At 61.7% G+C, this 15,129-nt stretch carries 14 protein-coding genes and 1 riboswitch; of the genes, 9 read left to right on the forward strand and 5 right to left on the reverse strand.

Annotation, left to right across the window (positions count from 1 at the left end; translation table 11 throughout):
* The first annotated feature begins 3 nt into the window (after positions 1–3).
* From AC3WQS_RS10130 to AC3WQS_RS10145, 4 genes are all read left to right on the forward strand, one after another.
* Entirely contained in the window at positions 4–1,062 is a 1,059-nt protein-coding gene (locus AC3WQS_RS10130; RefSeq protein WP_020906014.1) for a DUF917 domain-containing protein, read from the forward strand.
* On the forward strand, positions 1,059–2,594 hold the full coding sequence (locus AC3WQS_RS10135; protein ID WP_492712772.1) for a PucR family transcriptional regulator: 1,536 nt from the start codon (positions 1,059–1,061) through the stop codon (positions 2,592–2,594). The genes AC3WQS_RS10130 and AC3WQS_RS10135 overlap by 4 nt, the downstream gene beginning before the upstream one ends.
* Before the next feature lie 60 nt (positions 2,595–2,654).
* A riboswitch (SAM riboswitch) is annotated at positions 2,655–2,769 on the forward strand.
* A 53-nt stretch (positions 2,770–2,822) separates the two neighbouring features.
* Positions 2,823–4,148 (forward strand): aminotransferase class V-fold PLP-dependent enzyme, encoded by a 1,326-nt coding sequence (locus AC3WQS_RS10140; RefSeq protein ID WP_492712771.1) that lies wholly within the window; start codon positions 2,823–2,825, stop codon positions 4,146–4,148.
* Between the two features lie 210 nt (positions 4,149–4,358).
* On the forward strand, positions 4,359–4,973 hold the full coding sequence (locus AC3WQS_RS10145; protein ID WP_020906017.1) for an LLM class oxidoreductase: 615 nt from the start codon (positions 4,359–4,361) through the stop codon (positions 4,971–4,973).
* Here AC3WQS_RS10145 and AC3WQS_RS10150 read toward each other — a convergent pair.
* Positions 4,952–5,830, reverse strand: coding sequence for a DNA-binding transcriptional regulator (locus AC3WQS_RS10150; RefSeq protein ID WP_030534854.1), 879 nt, complete (start codon positions 5,828–5,830; stop codon positions 4,952–4,954). The two genes, AC3WQS_RS10145 and AC3WQS_RS10150, sit on opposite strands and share 22 nt — an antisense overlap.
* Before the next feature lie 143 nt (positions 5,831–5,973).
* Between AC3WQS_RS10150 and AC3WQS_RS10155 the strand changes: the two genes are divergently transcribed.
* Positions 5,974–6,972: an alpha/beta hydrolase family protein gene (locus AC3WQS_RS10155; RefSeq protein ID WP_492712780.1), complete on the forward strand. Its 999-nt coding sequence runs from the start codon at positions 5,974–5,976 to the stop codon at positions 6,970–6,972.
* Positions 6,965–8,176 carry a saccharopine dehydrogenase family protein gene (locus AC3WQS_RS10160; protein ID WP_492712770.1) on the forward strand — a complete coding sequence of 404 codons (1,212 nt, stop codon included), beginning with the start codon at positions 6,965–6,967 and terminating at the stop codon, positions 8,174–8,176. The genes AC3WQS_RS10155 and AC3WQS_RS10160 overlap by 8 nt, the downstream gene beginning before the upstream one ends.
* On the opposite strand, the gene AC3WQS_RS10165 is transcribed toward AC3WQS_RS10160, so the two are convergent.
* Together AC3WQS_RS10165 and AC3WQS_RS10170 are read right to left on the reverse strand one after the other, a co-directional pair.
* A complete protein-coding gene (locus tag AC3WQS_RS10165; protein WP_019746690.1) occupies positions 8,177–8,521 on the reverse strand; it encodes a PH domain-containing protein in 345 nt (114 codons plus the stop codon).
* 93 nt (positions 8,522–8,614) lie between these two features.
* Positions 8,615–8,992, reverse strand: a complete 378-nt coding sequence (locus AC3WQS_RS10170; RefSeq protein ID WP_020906022.1) for a hypothetical protein — start codon at positions 8,990–8,992, stop codon at positions 8,615–8,617.
* A gap of 63 nt (positions 8,993–9,055) precedes the next feature.
* Here AC3WQS_RS10170 and AC3WQS_RS10175 point away from each other — a divergent pair, with 63 nt between their 5' ends.
* Both AC3WQS_RS10175 and AC3WQS_RS10180 read left to right on the forward strand, forming a co-directional pair.
* Positions 9,056–9,634: a CGNR zinc finger domain-containing protein gene (locus AC3WQS_RS10175; protein WP_060939644.1), complete on the forward strand. Its 579-nt coding sequence runs from the start codon at positions 9,056–9,058 to the stop codon at positions 9,632–9,634.
* A gap of 159 nt (positions 9,635–9,793) precedes the next feature.
* Positions 9,794–11,401 (forward strand): ABC transporter substrate-binding protein, encoded by a 1,608-nt coding sequence (locus AC3WQS_RS10180; protein WP_080908862.1) that lies wholly within the window; start codon positions 9,794–9,796, stop codon positions 11,399–11,401.
* 341 nt (positions 11,402–11,742) lie between these two features.
* On the opposite strand, the gene AC3WQS_RS10185 is transcribed toward AC3WQS_RS10180, so the two are convergent.
* Entirely contained in the window at positions 11,743–13,245 is a 1,503-nt protein-coding gene (locus tag AC3WQS_RS10185; RefSeq protein WP_492712769.1) for an MFS transporter, read from the reverse strand.
* Between the two features lie 158 nt (positions 13,246–13,403).
* Here AC3WQS_RS10185 and AC3WQS_RS10190 point away from each other — a divergent pair, with 158 nt between their 5' ends.
* Positions 13,404–14,078 carry a TetR/AcrR family transcriptional regulator gene (locus tag AC3WQS_RS10190; protein ID WP_029254375.1) on the forward strand — a complete coding sequence of 225 codons (675 nt, stop codon included), beginning with the start codon at positions 13,404–13,406 and terminating at the stop codon, positions 14,076–14,078.
* On the opposite strand, the gene AC3WQS_RS10195 is transcribed toward AC3WQS_RS10190, so the two are convergent.
* Positions 14,068–15,027, reverse strand: coding sequence for a DMT family transporter (locus tag AC3WQS_RS10195; protein WP_030534848.1), 960 nt, complete (start codon positions 15,025–15,027; stop codon positions 14,068–14,070). The genes AC3WQS_RS10190 and AC3WQS_RS10195 overlap by 11 nt on opposite strands.
* Positions 15,028–15,129 lie beyond the last annotated feature (102 nt).

Consider the following 15,129-nt stretch of genomic DNA (forward strand, 5'->3'; position numbering starts at 1 on the left):
GCCGTGAGCAGGCTGCACGCGGTCCGGGAGGCCGACCTCGACGCGATCGCAGCGGGGGCGGTGGTCTTGGGCTGCGGTGGGGGCGGCGATCCACGCCTGTTCGTGGAAATGCTGCGTCCACTGATGACGTCAACGTCGGTAGAAGTCATCGCGCCGGACCAGTTGCCGTCCGGGGCGATGATCATGCCGGTGGGAATCGTCGGATCGGCCCTGGCTTTGGAAGAGCAACTGCCCTCCGGGCATGAGTTTGCCGACACTGCAGCAGCTTTGACGCGGTGGACTGGTAAACGTCCGACCGCGGTGATGACTTTCGAAGGCGGTGGACTCAACGCTCTCTCCGGCATTGCGGCGGCGTTGGCGTTGGGGATTCCCGTGGTCGACGCGGACCTGCTCGGTCGAGCGATGCCTCGGCTCGATCACTTCTCTCTCGCCGCAGCCGGGTTGGAATTGTGCCCGGTCACTCTCGCCCAGCCCGGCGGCCTCATTACCGTCGTCGACGGAGTGGATGTGCTGGGCGCCGAGGTAGCAGTGCGGTCGTTGATCGGGAGAACCAGCGGTTGGGGCGCTCTGGCGATCGCGTCGATCGATGCGCGGACTGTGCAGGAGGCGTGCATTCCGGGAACTCTGTCCCGAGCATATGAACTGGGTCAGCACGTCGGGACCCTCGGCAGTTGGCGGGAGATCGCCGAAAGCTCCGGGGGGCGAGTAATGGGGACAGGCCGGGTGCGTGCGGTGCGTCGTAGTCGCCCGAACGCCGGCGATCGTCGGGGCAACGTGATTCTCGAACACGATTCTGCGGTGATACGAGTCGAATTCGAAAGTGAGTTCCTGACCGTCGCGTCGGACGGCGAGATGATTGCGACATGTCCGGACATCGTGACGTTGCTCGACGTCCGGACCGGTGCCTTCGTCTCGTGCGAATCAGTGCACCAGGGGCAAGATGTGGCCGTGTTGGTTCTGCCCGGCCCTCAGTGGTGGGCGGAAGATGTGAGCAGGTTGAAAGTTGTCGGCCCGCGGGCCTTCGGGATCGACCATGACGCAGTGCTGATGGAGGCGCAATGAGCGCGAGTGTGTCGGCGTTGCTGAACAACCCGATCTTTGTCGGGTTGTATCGACTTGCCGGCGAAGGTGATCCCGTCGTGACGACAGTGGGAGCGCTCACCGGGGAATCGGCACAGTCAGCGGAGGCCGTGTCGGGTGCGGCGGGTGCAGGATCAGTTCTGGTGATTCTCGATCGAATCGACCTCGGGGAGTGGAGATTCGACGCTCTCCTTCGACGCACGGCGGCGACCGGCTGCCGGGTGCTCGCGGTACACAGCACTGCGGCGGAGGATGCGAATCTCTCGTTGCTTGCCGATCGCCTCGGACTGGTGGTGCTCGGAGTATCCGACCCGTGGCAGTTCAGCGTGGATCTTCGTGATCTTCTCTCGAATTCGCGGGCGGTGATGGCCGACGCGGTACTGCGGGCGACACACGCGGGCCAGCGGGCCGGCGGAAGCGTCGAGAATCTTCTGTCGGTGCTGCTGAACACATTTCAGCGTTCGTTCATCCTCCTGGACGCGTCCGGACGCCCGCTGACCGGCGCCGATTTGTTGTCCGATGCTGATCGAGCAGCCGCCGGTATGTTGTCGGGCCGCGGGGCGCCCACCACTGTTGAATTGGACTCCGGCGGGGTCCTGATTGCGTGCCCGGTGATGTCCGGCGCAGCCCGAGAGCCCTGGCTGGCGGTGCTGCTCCCGGTGCGTCAAAGCGTCGAAGAGGCTTCTCTCTCAGTGGTTCTCGACGTGGCCTCGTTGGCTGCCGGGCACCGACTGGCCGTTGCACGCATGGTCGACGAGCGTGAAGCGCGCCGGCGTAGCGCGTTACTCGGTGAACTGATCGACACGTCAGCAGACGCCACACCCGGACTGCTCCGGCGCGCACTCGACGCGGGTTGGGCACTGGACGGATGGCATATCGGCATCAAAGTCCTGGCGGTCGGTGAGGTCGACCTGGTGGCCAGGCGCAGTGAGGTCGCAGACGCCCTCGCCGCCGAGGGAATCGACGCCAATGTCGTGGAACAGGCTGACGGCTGGGCAGCGTGGACCACTCTGCCGGGCGAGCCGCGACCGGAGTCGATCACCAGGATCGCCGAGAGCATCCGTGCAGCTCAGGCGAGGTTGGAACCCACGATGGAGACCTGGGTCGGTGTGGGACGCGCACACGACGGTCCGGCTGGAATCGGTGCGTCCCTGTCTGAGGCCGGGGATGCCGCTCGGCTCGCGGGTTCGAGGTCGCAGACAGGCCGCTTCCTGCACGTGGACCGCCTGGGTCTGGCGCAGTTGCTGCTGGCGTGGACGCGAACCGACACGTTTCAGCCCGCAGCCGCGGCACTGCTCGCGCCGCTACGCGATTCGAATGGAGAGTTGCTCGAGACTTTGTCGACGTACCTCGACGAAGAATCGTCTCTGGCTCACACCGCAACCCGAATGGGCTTGCACCGCAACACCGTATCGAGTCGGATCGATAGAATTCAGCGCCTTCTCTCGGTGGATCTCGCAGATCCGGAAACGAGACTCGCGCTCCACCTTGCTTGCCGGACCATCGCGCCCTGACGGAGATCTTCGCGGCTTCGTCTTGACAAGCACGGGAGGTTCCTGCCATCCTCGTTGCCAGGTCACGAGTACCAGTGTTCAGCCCCGGCTTGCTGGTCGGCAACCCTCCTCCGCGGTGGGGTGCTCCGGGTGACGACCCGGCTGCGTTCGAAAACGAATGCGGCAAGCGCGGACTCTTCCGGGGCCATCACCCGACGAACGAGTCCTTGAACGTGAGGATTGTCTTCGATGACTGCTGTATTGAGTGCCGACACCTGCCGCACCACCGCGATTGCCAAGGTTTCGGGTGCTGACCTGCAGGTTCCATTGGTTCAGGGCGGCGAATGCTCCTACGCCAACTTCGACTACGCCGCGAGTGCGCCGGCATTGGCCCAGGTCACCGACCGTATCGCCGAGTTGCTGCCGACATACGCCAGCGTCCACCGCGGTGCCGGCTACGCGTCTCGGATCTCCACGCTCACCTACGAGAACGCTCGTGAATCCGTTGCTCGTTTCGTGAACTGTGCCGACGATCAGGTTGTCGTCTTCACCCGGAACACCACCGATTCGCTGAACCTGCTTGCGCAGTGCGTCCCCGGCAGCACCGTCGTCCTCGATGTCGAGCATCACGCAAACCTGTTGCCGTGGAACGACGCTCGTATCGTCACCGCTGCAGACACCATCGAAGAGACGATCGAGCGTCTGATCGGTGAACTGTGCACCAAGCCTGCAGCGCTGCTCGCAATCACCGGTGCCTCCAACGTGACCGGCGAGATCCTGCCGATTGCACGCTTGGCTGACATCGCTCATCGTTGCGGCGCACGTATCCTCGTCGACGCAGCTCAGCTGGCTCCTCACCGTCGCATCGACCTGCAGGAATGCGGGGTCGACTACATCGCTTTCTCCGGTCACAAGCTCTATGCGCCCTTCGGCGCGGGTGTTCTGGTCGGACGCCGTGACTGGCTCGACGAGGCTCAGCCGTACCTCGCCGGCGGCGGCGCCGTGCGTGAGGTGACCATCGAGTCCACGGAGTGGGCCTGCGCGCCTGCCCGCCACGAGGCAGGTTCCCCCAACGTTCTCGGTGCGGCAGCCATCGCGACCGCATGCGAAACCCTGCACGCGCTGGACTTCGACGTCATCGCCGAGCAAGAGAAGGCACTCACGGCCCAGCTCACCGACGGATTGTCCGCCATCGAGGGCGTCTCGCTCGTGCGACTGTGGAATGACGCACCGGACGCCGTCGGAATCGTCACCTTCACCGTCGACGGATTCGAAGCGGGCGAAATCGCCGCATTCCTCTCCGCCGAGCACGGCATCGGAGTTCGCGACGGTCGCTTCTGCGCACACCCGGTTCTCGCACGCCTCGGCCTCACCGGCGGTGCAGTTCGCGCCAGCCTCGGCCTCGGTAGCAGCTCGGACGACGTGACGCGGTTGGTAGACGCCGTGAACATCCTGGTTTCGAATCAGCGTGATTGGAACTACGCCAAGACTGCCGGTGCGTGGAACCCCGTGCCCGAGACCCGCCCCTTCCTCGGAGCCGCAGACGACAACGCCGGCGCAGCCGAGTGCGTCTGAGCTGAGCTCGGTCCCCGAAAACTCGAACGGACAACTAGCATGGCAGCCATGGCACCAGCGGATTTCCCCGCCACCCCTTCGAGAGTGAGCATCACTCTCGGTCAGTGGTGCCGTCGCCATGTCGATCTGTGCCGCACCTCGTCAGGAATGTGTTCGAGCTGACGATTCGTCTCGCTCATCCCATACTTTTCTGATTTTCGGAGGTCTCACATGTCTTCACGCGCTTCGCATTCTCTGCACGTAGCGGTCGAGTTGACCGGATCCGGTCACCATCCGGCAGCTGAGGGCGCACCCGGCAACCTGCCCATCATCGGCGGCGACTACTGGGTGGACCTCACCGAGGGCGAAAAGGCTCTCGATTTAGCTTCATTCCCTACCAATGTGGTTCGGATTCGCGCTGCGGACCTGCGTGAGGCACAGCTCGAACGTGCACGGATACGCGCTGCTGTCGCCGAAGAAGGACGCGATCCCGACAGCGTCGCAGTACTGGTCGATCTCGAGATTCTGATCGCGCCGGAGGCTCGCTCCGCCCGTAAAGAGCTTGCACAGTTGGACAGCGCGTTGACGGCGCCGCGGGTTCCCGTTTCGCTTCACTACGTCGGAACGCCTTCCGGTCTCGGCAGTTTGATCGCCGATATCCGAGCTGCCGAGGTCGCCGACGGCGTTACGTTGCTGCCTCTCGCATTGCCTCGCACGCTCGAGCATCTGGTGGACAGCACCATTCCGTGGCTTCAGGATCGCGGACTTGTCACACCGTCCACCGCAGTCGACGAGGTTCTCGGGCGTTTCGGACTGCCGCCCCGTCAGCGCACGCTTGCGTCCTGATCGTCACCGATTGCATCTGCGTACAGGTGGAACAGCGACGGTAATTCGTCGGCACCGTCCACCTGTGCCAGAAGCGTCCAGCATTGCGCAGTGATCGACCGAGCCCTCGTGCCGATCCAGTTGGTGGGCAGTAGTTCCGGCGGCAACAGCGGATCCGGTTCCATGGCTCGCGTGAATTCCGCCGCGAGCTCGATGGTCATCGTGACAGCATCGGTACCGGAACCGTTCTGCAGTTTGTGCAGGCGTGCGGTCGCTACGTCGAGCAGCCGTTCGTATCCGTCAGCGATCTGGTCCAGTGGCCACAACTGCGCGGCAATCTTCACGGGGTCTACGAGCATGCCCACTTTCAGATCTCGAGTGGTGAGAGAAGACAGGTGCTGTTCGACGTCGAGTTCGGCGGCCGCATCGCGAATATACGGTTCCCAGGCGTGCGGCGAGACGTACAGACCGCCCTGGACGAGCGCGCCGCCGAGGTAAACGACCCTGGTGCGCAGCGCATCTCGCGCTTTCCGTGACGACTCCGGAATTGCGAACCCGGCCAGGTGCCAATACCCGTCCCACGGCGTCACAGTGTCGCGGTCTTGTTGATAGGCCAGCCGAACGAATTCGACGTCGGGTTCCATCTCGCGCACGGCTTTCGGCGTTGCTCGTAGCGTGGCCTGCCGCCCGCGACCTTCCTGAGTGAACTTCCCCTCGGTGACCAACCGCTTGATGCACAGCCGAACCTGTTGATCAGTTTTGTCGAGGGCGTCGGCGGTGGCATAAAGGGTGCGTCCGTCGACAGTTCCGTCCGTGCGCAGTAGTCCCTCGATCAAGATCCTCGTGGGTACATCGACGTCCCTGTCGGTCATCGCCATGTCCTTTCCTCGCTTCTCGACATCTTCGCCCACAACTGTACTATCGAATGCAATACGATCGTTTCAAATTCGTACGTTAGGGCGGGAAGATGGCAGCGGAATCGATGAGCGAGGGCAAGAGTAAGCCTCGTTTACGCAGGTGGATGGTTACTTCCCTGGCGGTGGTCGTTGTTCTGATCGCGACTCTGGTGGGCTGGACGCTGTACCAGAACACCTATGACATCCGTGAGGAAAAAGTGACGATCACCGGGGGATCGGTGCCGCTCCAGGGAGTCCTTGCACTGCCCGAACACGGTGACGGTCCCTTCGGGCTCGTGGTTTTCGTCCACGGAGACGGCCCGGTCGATGCAACACATGAGACGTTCTATCGACCGGTGTGGGAGGCGTTCGCAAAGGCGGGGTACGCGTCACTCTCCTGGGACAAGCCGGGGGTGAATGGGGCACCGGGCAATTGGCTCGACCAGAGCATGGACGATCGCGCGGCAGAAACGGAAGCGGCAATCGAGTGGGCGCGGGGACGTTCGGATATCGATCCGTCTCGTATCGGTCTGTGGGGTGCAAGCCAGGCAGGGTGGGTGATGCCCAAGGTGGTGAACCTCGACCCGGACGTAGCGTTCGTCATTGCCGTGGGTCCCGCGATCAACTGGCTCCAACAAGGCGAATTCAATACCCTAGCCGAACTTTCCGAGAGAAATGCGTCGGCCGACGAGTTCGAGAAAGCGCGGGTCGATCGTGCGAAGAACTTGGATCAGTTGGCCCGTGATGCATCGTACGACGATCTCGTGGCCTCCGGCGAGGCCGACGGTCTCACCGAAGACCGGTGGAACTTCATTCGAAAGAACTACCGATCGGATGCGCGAGCCGATCTCGAATCCGTGAGGGTTCCGGTGCTCTTGATCATCGGCGGACAAGACGTCAACGTCGACGTGGCCGATACCGAAAGGGTGTACCGCGAATTACTTGACTCGCCAGGGCAACTGGTGGTCAAGAAGTATCCCGACGCCACTCACTCGATTGTGGAGAAGGACCTCGACGACTCGGAAGTGATGTCGGCTCTGGTGGCCGTCCTTGCTCCCCGTTCTATCTTCGCTCCCGGTTATCTAGCGGATCAGACTGCATTTTTGGAGGGAATTCATGGCTGACGGAGTCACGGTTGTCGCACTGGGCGGTGCCGGTGCCATGGGCTCGGCAGCAGTTCGTCTTGCTGCAACATTGCCGGGAATCGGCAAGGTAGTAGTCGCGGATCGCGATATCGATGCTGCGAAGCGTCTTTCAGTTGAACTGGCGCAGGCGTCAACGCAAGTCGAGGCGCGCAGCATCGACGTCACGGACGGTCGCACGCTACGTGAATTGTTGGATGACGCAGACGTCATCATTAATACCGTCGGCCCGTTCTTCCGTTTCGGTGTCGGCGTTCTCCAGGCAGCGATCGAGACCGAGACGCACTATCTCGACATCTGCGACGACTGGGAACCTGCCGTCGACATGCTGGAATTGGACTGTGCTGCCAGGGAAGCCGGAATCTGTGCGGTAGTCGGCATGGGCGCAAGTCCCGGGATGAGTAACCTCCTGGCCGCGATGGCAGTCTCGCGATTGGACGTGGTCGACGATCTGTACACAGCCTGGCCGGTTGATGTCGAGGGCGAGGACGAGTCGGTAGACACACTGAGTGCAGCGGCCGTTCACTGGATGCAGCAGATCAGCGGCACGGTTCCAGTGGTTCGTGCGGGGCGAATCGTCAACGAAGAACCATTGCGTTCCATCGCACTCGAACTGCCCGGCGGACGTCGGGGGAACGCTTACGTGGTCGGGCATCCGGAGCCGGTGATGTTTCATCGGACCATCAATCCTGCAGGGCATTCGGCAAATCTGATGGTGATCACACCGGAAACCGTGGCGTTTCTCGACGTTCTCCGCTCAGATATCGACAAGGGGAGAATCGATCTCGACTCGGCTGCTGAAGAATTGGGCAAGCCCTCGCTCCGGCGGATGATCCGTGCTGCGCCTCGAATGCTCACGCGTGCCGGTCATGGATCCTTGCCGTTGTTTTTCGCCTCGGCGACCGGGGTGCGCGAAGGTCGAGAGATGCGCGTCGTGGCACGGATCGCTGACGATTCACCGGTATCGGAGTTACTGTCGGACATGGCCGGTGCAACCGGAATCCCCTTGGCGCTCGGCCTTGCTCAGGTGGTCTCCAGGCTGGCCGACGGAACGATTCGGGATCGGGTCGGTGTGCACTCAGCCGAGAGCGTCATCGACCCGGACGTTCTGTTCACTGCACTGGCGCGGTTGTTCGGTCGAACCGACTGGCGTGACATCGTTACCGTCGAATCCGAGTTTCGCTAGTCAGTTCGCGGCGTGCGATCCGATGCGACTGCGGATTTCGGTCTCGACGCGATCTGCGTCCTTGGGGCTGAATGAAGGCGCTCCGCGGCCGGCGAGGGTGAGTACCACCGCGGTCTCCTTCCACGGGCGTGAAAGATCCAGGCTGTACCACGAGCTGAAATCTGTTGTTCCCCAAATTCGTAAGCGTCCACTCAGCCATGACATGACTCCGAGGTCGACGGATTCGATCTGTGAGTACGGAACGAACTTGCTGACAAACGGGAAGTAATAGTGGCGGATCGTGACGCCCTGATCGTCGATTCGGACGGTCCTGTCCTCGTAGATCGTTGATGTCCCTGTACTCACAGTGAAAACCCGGTCCCTGCTGTTCGACGCTCTCGGCGGATGCCGAAAACCAACCATACAGTCTCTACTGGGAGCGGGTGGCCCGCCCGAGTCTCAGGCGCTGGTAGTCCTCGCGACGACGAGATCGCTCACCGCGATCTGAGCGTTGCCGATTGCCGCCTGAACCGGTTCGCAACTACTCGATGCTCTGGCGAGCGCAAGAACTGCGGTGAGTAAGGCGGCGTCGGGCTCTCCTTCGAACGGTCCGCTCTGGACGTCGAACTTTCCAGCTCGCAACTGCTTTCGGGCATTGATTCCAAGTTGTGAAATGACCTCGTCCATCGCGGTCAGGCACTGGGCGAGTGCGCCGATCGACCAGTAGAGATCGGCAGCGACGACAGGCGTCTCCGATGCCACGGTGCCGGCGCGGCGCAATCGGTGATGAGTGTCTCGGAGTATCTCGGGCAGTCTGTGGTCTGCGCAATGTTTCATCCCGCCGCCTCCGTAAGGTGTAAAGTTGGGTTATTCAATTACGGTAAGGCAGGACGGTAAGGGATGCAAGTAGTTTTAGACGATTACGTCGTCGGTGCGTCGTTCGCGACCGACCTGGTCAACACCTCGCCCCGCGTGTGGGTGGAGGCAGGCGACGCGTTGCGTGATCCTCAGGCGCTTCACGATCTACTGGATGAACATGGACTCTCGCCGGATGCGCTCCGCAACGGGCGTCGGCTTACCGGCGGTGAACTTGCCGACGTGCAGGCACTCAGAGAGGCGATTCGTTCGATTCTCGACGCTCCGACTTCTGATGAGCTCGTTGATCGCACTGATCAACTCCTGCAGACTGTCCCGCATCACGTTCGACTCGTGCCTGATGCCCAGTTCGACTATCGATGGAATGCGTTACCGGACAGAAGAATCGATCTCACGGGCGAACTAACATTATTGATCGGCTACTCGTTGCTGGGGACTCTGCGCACATTGGGGTACGAACGATTCCGCCCATGCGCGTCGCCGACGTGCAACGGGGTGTTTGTCGATACAAGCCGGGGAGGGCGACGCCGCTACTGCATGCCGGCGTTGTGCGGCAACCGAATCAACGTCGCGAATCACCGTCAACGGCAGCGTCGTACTTAGTCGTCAACGATGGCGTCGCACTTAGCGCCTGCGATTGCCCGGTCGATAGTGACAATCGAACAGAGTACGGCCGACTGTATGGGGAACTTCAACGAGATACAGACCACGTCAGTCCCGCACGATTGTCGCCATGGCAACTCCTAGTAGATGGCGGCTCGTATGAAAGCCCGTTCTGTCTCCGCGACAGCAGTTATCAGCGTTGGCGTATTCACTCTGGCCGGGTGTGGCGGCGCATCCAGTCCCGAAGGTTCGGTCGGTGAGTATGCAAAGGACGGCAGTTTCACGACTGTCATCAACGCCGATCCCGGAAATCTGCACCCTCTGATCACCAACCTTACGTCGACTCAGATCGTGAACGCGTACTCGTACGATTCGTTGATCGACATCGATGCGCAAACCCGCACGGTGCGTCCGTATCTGGCGGAGAGTTGGCGTGAAGAAGGAAACACGCTGAAGTTCGTGCTCAAGAAGGGCGTCACTTGTGCCGACGGCACTTCCTTCACCGCGCAGACCGCAGCCGATGACATCAACTGGGTCATGGACCCTGAAAACGCTTCACCGCTAAGAGGATCCACCGTACCGTCGTCGACGGTCGCGTCCGCGAACGGTGACGAACTGACGGTCACTACAGCCGAACCGGCACCCTTCTTGCTCTCCCGAATAGGCTCGATGCGGCTTCCGTGCGCTGCGACGCTCGAAGACCCGGCCAGTATCCGTTCGAGTAGTAACGGAACGGGTCTGTTCAAGGTCACCGAAGTTGTTCCCAACGATCACATCACGATGGAACGCCGCGACGGTTACACCTGGAGTCCGAACGGTGAGACCACTTCCGACACTCTCGGGGTGCCGAAGACAGTGACGATCAAGATTGTCACCGATCCGAGTACGACGGCGAATCTTGTTCTCACCGGTGGAGTGAATGCCGCGGCGGTGACAGGTTCGGACGAGGAACGAGTCTTGGCAGCGGGTCTGGATTCGAAGACCTACACCACGTTGTCCGGCGAGTTCATCTTCAATCATTTCGCGGCCCTACCCACGGCAGACCGTGCTGTACGGCAGGCCCTTGTGCAGGCAGTAGACCTGGACGACTACACCGAGATCACCACCGGCGGTAAAGGAACCCGTGCACGCGCCCTCGCGGTTTCGGAACCCCTTGCCTGCGACTACAACAGTGTCGAAGGGACGATCCCCGATTTCGACGTCGATGCAGCAAAGAAAACGCTGTCCGACGCAGGTTGGAAGGCGGGTCCCGACGGCCTCCTGACGAAGGACGGTCGACCGCTTGCCCTCAACGTAATTTTCAACAACTCACGCGATACAAACTCTGCCGCCGCGGAATACGTAGCAACACAGTGGGAAGGACTGGGCGCGAAGGTGAAACTGACCGGCGGCGACTACAGTTTCGTCATTGCCAACACATTCAGCACCACCGACCTGTCGTCGTGGGACGTTTCCATCGGTTTGACGCTGGGGAGTGATACGCCGAGCATCTTTGCCAAGTACTTCACCGGCCCGCCCAAACCTGAAGGAGTGAACTTCGCTTCCCTCGACAACAAGAAGTACATCGAATTGTCCACTGAGGCTTCGCTTCTTCCCGGTGACGAGTCCTGCAAGGTCTGGGAGGAAAGTGAGCGCGCGTTGTTCAACGACATCGACCTGCTGCCGGTATCCACGACTCCCGCTCACATGTTCTTCAACGGCGCAACGTCGATCTACCCGCCGTCGAGCGGAATCCTTCCGGGCTCGGCGATCCGTGTCCTGAAGTAGGACCCTCGGCAAACGCTCACTTTCGGGTATTGATCATCCGAAGTGCAAACCGAAATACCACTGCAGCACCGGCACCTGCAGCCAGGCCGGCGACGACATCGGCAAGAAGAACACCGACGCCTATGCCCAGGACGGCAGCAGCGGCGACGGCAAGGGCGACGTCAGCACGAGGAGCGGCGATCGCGGCATCCTTTCCCCGAGTATCGAACGAGCACCCATCTCAACGGAGCATGTCACGAAACTGTCGTCTGCAGGTGTATCAACCGCAAAATGTGTGAAACGCGTCGGCCCCGGCGGAGTTGAACTCCGCCGGGGCCGTGCTGTGTGTGTTGCGCACTTGCTCAGTGCGTCGGGGCGGATTCCTTCGACGTGGTCGGGGACGTATCGGTGTGCTGGCTACCAATCTCCTTGCGGGAGTTGGAGCCGTTGAACCGAGGGAGGAAACCGGCCAGGACGAGTGCGATGACGGCGGATCCGGCAGCGAGGGCCATGACGACGCGGAAAGCGTTCTCCGACGGCAGTGTTGTCCCACCGACGGACATGGTCATCTGGGCGATGACGACACCCGCGATGGCGCTGGCGAATGATGTACCGAGGGAGCGCATCAGAGTGTTGAAGCTGTTGGCCGCTCCGGTCTCGGACGGAGGAACAGCCCCCATGATGAGAGCGGGCATTGCGCCGTAAGCCATACCGGTACCGGCGCCGATGATTACTGCGATCACGATCAGTTCCCAAATCGAGTGCATGGCGAAAATGCCGATGCCGTAACCGATTGCGACCACAATGGCGCCGAGCATGAGCGTCACCTTGGGGCCGTGCGAATTGGTGATGCGTGAGGACAGCGGAGAGATCAGCATCATGATGATGCCGGAGGGAGCCATGACCAGACCTGCGGTGAGCATCGAACCGCCGAGGCCGTAACCAGTGATTTCAGGCAGCTGGACTACCTGGGGAAAGACCATGTTGGCGGCGAACATCGCGAATCCGAACACGATGGATGCGAGGTTGGTGAAGAGCACCTGTCGGCGGATGGATACGCGTAGATCCACCAGCGGCTTGGGGGTGCGTAGTTCCCACCATGCCCAGAATCCGAATATCAGGATCGCGGCGCCGAACAGGGAAAGCGTGAGCGTGCTCGTCCAACCCCAGTCGCCACCCTTGGAAATTGCGAGTAGCAGAGCGATGAGGGCGGCTGAGAGTGAGATTGCTCCGCCGAAATCGAACGTGCCTCCTGTGCGAACCGCCGATTCGGGGACCAGGACGACAACAAGAACGGCCGCAAGCGCGCCGAGCACGGCTGACGCCCAGAACAGGACGTGCCAGTCGGCGTACTCGGCGATCAAAGCCGCGATCGGAAGCCCCAGAGCGCCACCGACTCCCAGCGAAGCGCTCATCATCGCAACAGCGCCGGCGAGCTTCTTGGGCGGAAGTACATCGCGCATCACACTGATACCGAGCGGGATGACGCCGGCAGCAAGACCCTGCAGGATTCGGCCGGCAACGAGGGGGATAACGCTCGAACTGAGTGCTCCGACCACCGAACCGGTTACCAACAGCGCCATGCTGATCAGGAGTAGACGGCGTTTGCCGAACATGTCGCCCAAGCGGCCCATGGTCGGGACGGCGACGGCGGCGGCGAGCAGCGTGGCGGTCACAGCCCACGCGGTATCGGACGCCGGCGCGTTCAGGTACTCGGGCAGATGCGGGATGATCGGGATGACCAGCGTCTGCATGAGCGAGACGACGATGCCGGAAAACGCCAGAACAGCCACCACTGCGGTGGTGGCTGGCGACTTCGTTGTCTGTGGCGGCGTTGTCGGTGGTGGAGAAGTGGTTGACGACATTGCGGTAACTCCATCGGAGGAAGAACGAATAATGGTTTAAGTCAGTTGATTGAACTAAAGTTAAATCAAGTGACTGACTTAACGGAAGGGTGCGCCTCCGATCGTGACGAATATCTCCGGTGCCGAGCAGCTTCGGATGGTCGAGGATGATGGTGTCCATGACTACGAGGACTGAGGACGCGTCGGCCGACGTCGGCGGCGCCGCAAATTCCGCGCGCTCTGCTGCAACCCGAGACCGCATTCTCGCCGTCGCCGAGCAGCTGTTCGCCGAGCACGGAGTCTTCGCGGTTTCGAACCGCCAGGTGAGTGAAGCGGCAGGTCAGGGCAACAATGCAGCCGTCGGATACCACTTCGGGACCAAGACCGATCTGGTCCGCGCGATCGTGAACAAGCATTCCCAGCAGGTCGAGAAGAAGCGTGGCGAACTGCTGTGTGAGATCGAAGGGTCCACAAACGTTCGTGACTGGATTTCGTGTCTGGTTCGGGCGTCGACCGATCACTACGCCGAAATGGGTGGCCCGACTTGGTACGCGCGGTTCAGTGCACAGATTCTCACCGACCCGGTCCTGCGGAAAATCGTCTACGACGAGGTATTGGCCTCGCCCACCCTGCAGGAGACGCTTCGGGGACTCTCTGACTGTCTGGCCGACATGCCGATGAGTGTTCGACGCGCCCGCGCGGACATCGGACGCAATGCGATCGTGCACATGTTCGCCGAACGGGAGCGCACGCTTGCCGAAGAGGGGCCGGAAGCGGTCACGTCATGGGAGGACTTCACGACCGACCTCGTCGACGCGCTGGTCGGACTTTGGACGGCTCCGATCAGCCGCTGACCGGCCGTTTGTCCGCGCTAGCCGCCCGCCCCGGGGCAACCCTGCGCAATGGATCTCGCGTCGGCGGAAGATCCAGGAGCAAGCCCACTCCGGCAAGAATGATGACAAGACCGCCAACGAGCGCGAAGGTAACAGGCTCGTTCAACCACAGCACTCCGATGGCTGATGCCGAAATCGGAACGAGAAGAGTGACGGCCGATGCCGCGACTGGACCCGCCTGACGAATTATCCAGAAGTAGACCAGGTAGCCACCGGCGGTAGCCCCCAGCCCCAGGGCTGCCACGGCGATGAGTGGACCGACGGTTATGGGCCCCGGTGGGGGAGCGACGGCGGACACGGGAACCAATAGGGCAACCGCGGCAAGTTGTTGTCCGAGGGCCAGTGTCATCGGTGGAGTGTCCTGGAACGACTTTCGTGCGTAGACACCTCCGACTGCGTACAGCAGCGCCGCGGTCAAAGATGCGCCAATGGCCAGCATTGCGCGACTGTCGATCGCTGACGGAATTCCACCGACGAGCACCGAGACGCCGACGATGCCGATCGCGACCCCCGAGAGTTTTCGCCAGGTGATCTTTTGTCGAAGCCAGAAAGCGGCGACGAATACGGTGAACATCGGCGTCGTGGCATTCAGGATCGACGCCGTCGACGAGTTGAGGCCGACGATCGCAGTTGCGACAAGCGTCAGGGGCCCAGCGACGTTGAGGGCTGCCAGCAGTAGGAATGCAGGAAACCGGTGACCGACCGCGCGCCAGGTCGATCTGCTGGAAGCCGTTATCAGTGCGAGAACCAACGCTGCAACAATGAAGCGGCCGTGCGTCGTGCCGACGGCGCCGAGTGTTGGTGCTGCCACAGCAACGAGGGGGAACGAGCTTCCCCAGAGCGCGCCGACCAACAGCAAAGCTCCAACTACGGCGAATCGGCTGCTGCCGATTGCTTTCCAGTTCTTCATTGCGCCTCTTCGTCGACGACCTCGCGGACATGGATGGTCGATGCCAGACCTACCCTATACCCCCAGTAGGTATGATGCTTCTTGTGTCATGATGCTGCAGGT

It is taken from the genome of Rhodococcus sp. FW305-130 (assembly GCF_058788335.1).

Coding starts and splice junctions, on each gene's coding strand:
- AC3WQS_RS10135 (WP_492712772.1), top strand. CDS start 1,059: ATGAGCGCGAGTGTGTCGGCGTTGCTGAACAACCCGATCTTTGTCGGG.
- AC3WQS_RS10145 (WP_020906017.1), top strand. CDS start 4,359: ATGTCTTCACGCGCTTCGCATTCTCTGCACGTAGCGGTCGAGTTGACC.
- AC3WQS_RS10155 (WP_492712780.1), top strand. CDS start 5,974: ATGGTTACTTCCCTGGCGGTGGTCGTTGTTCTGATCGCGACTCTGGTG.
- AC3WQS_RS10170 (WP_020906022.1), bottom strand. CDS start 8,992: ATGAAACATTGCGCAGACCACAGACTGCCCGAGATACTCCGAGACACT.
- AC3WQS_RS10160 (WP_492712770.1), top strand. CDS start 6,965: ATGGCTGACGGAGTCACGGTTGTCGCACTGGGCGGTGCCGGTGCCATG.
- AC3WQS_RS10175 (WP_060939644.1), top strand. CDS start 9,056: ATGCAAGTAGTTTTAGACGATTACGTCGTCGGTGCGTCGTTCGCGACC.
- AC3WQS_RS10140 (WP_492712771.1), top strand. CDS start 2,823: ATGACTGCTGTATTGAGTGCCGACACCTGCCGCACCACCGCGATTGCC.
- AC3WQS_RS10190 (WP_029254375.1), top strand. CDS start 13,404: ATGACTACGAGGACTGAGGACGCGTCGGCCGACGTCGGCGGCGCCGCA.
- AC3WQS_RS10180 (WP_080908862.1), top strand. CDS start 9,794: ATGAAAGCCCGTTCTGTCTCCGCGACAGCAGTTATCAGCGTTGGCGTA.
- AC3WQS_RS10195 (WP_030534848.1), bottom strand. CDS start 15,027: ATGAAGAACTGGAAAGCAATCGGCAGCAGCCGATTCGCCGTAGTTGGA.
- AC3WQS_RS10185 (WP_492712769.1), bottom strand. CDS start 13,245: ATGTCGTCAACCACTTCTCCACCACCGACAACGCCGCCACAGACAACG.
- AC3WQS_RS10150 (WP_030534854.1), bottom strand. CDS start 5,830: ATGGCGATGACCGACAGGGACGTCGATGTACCCACGAGGATCTTGATC.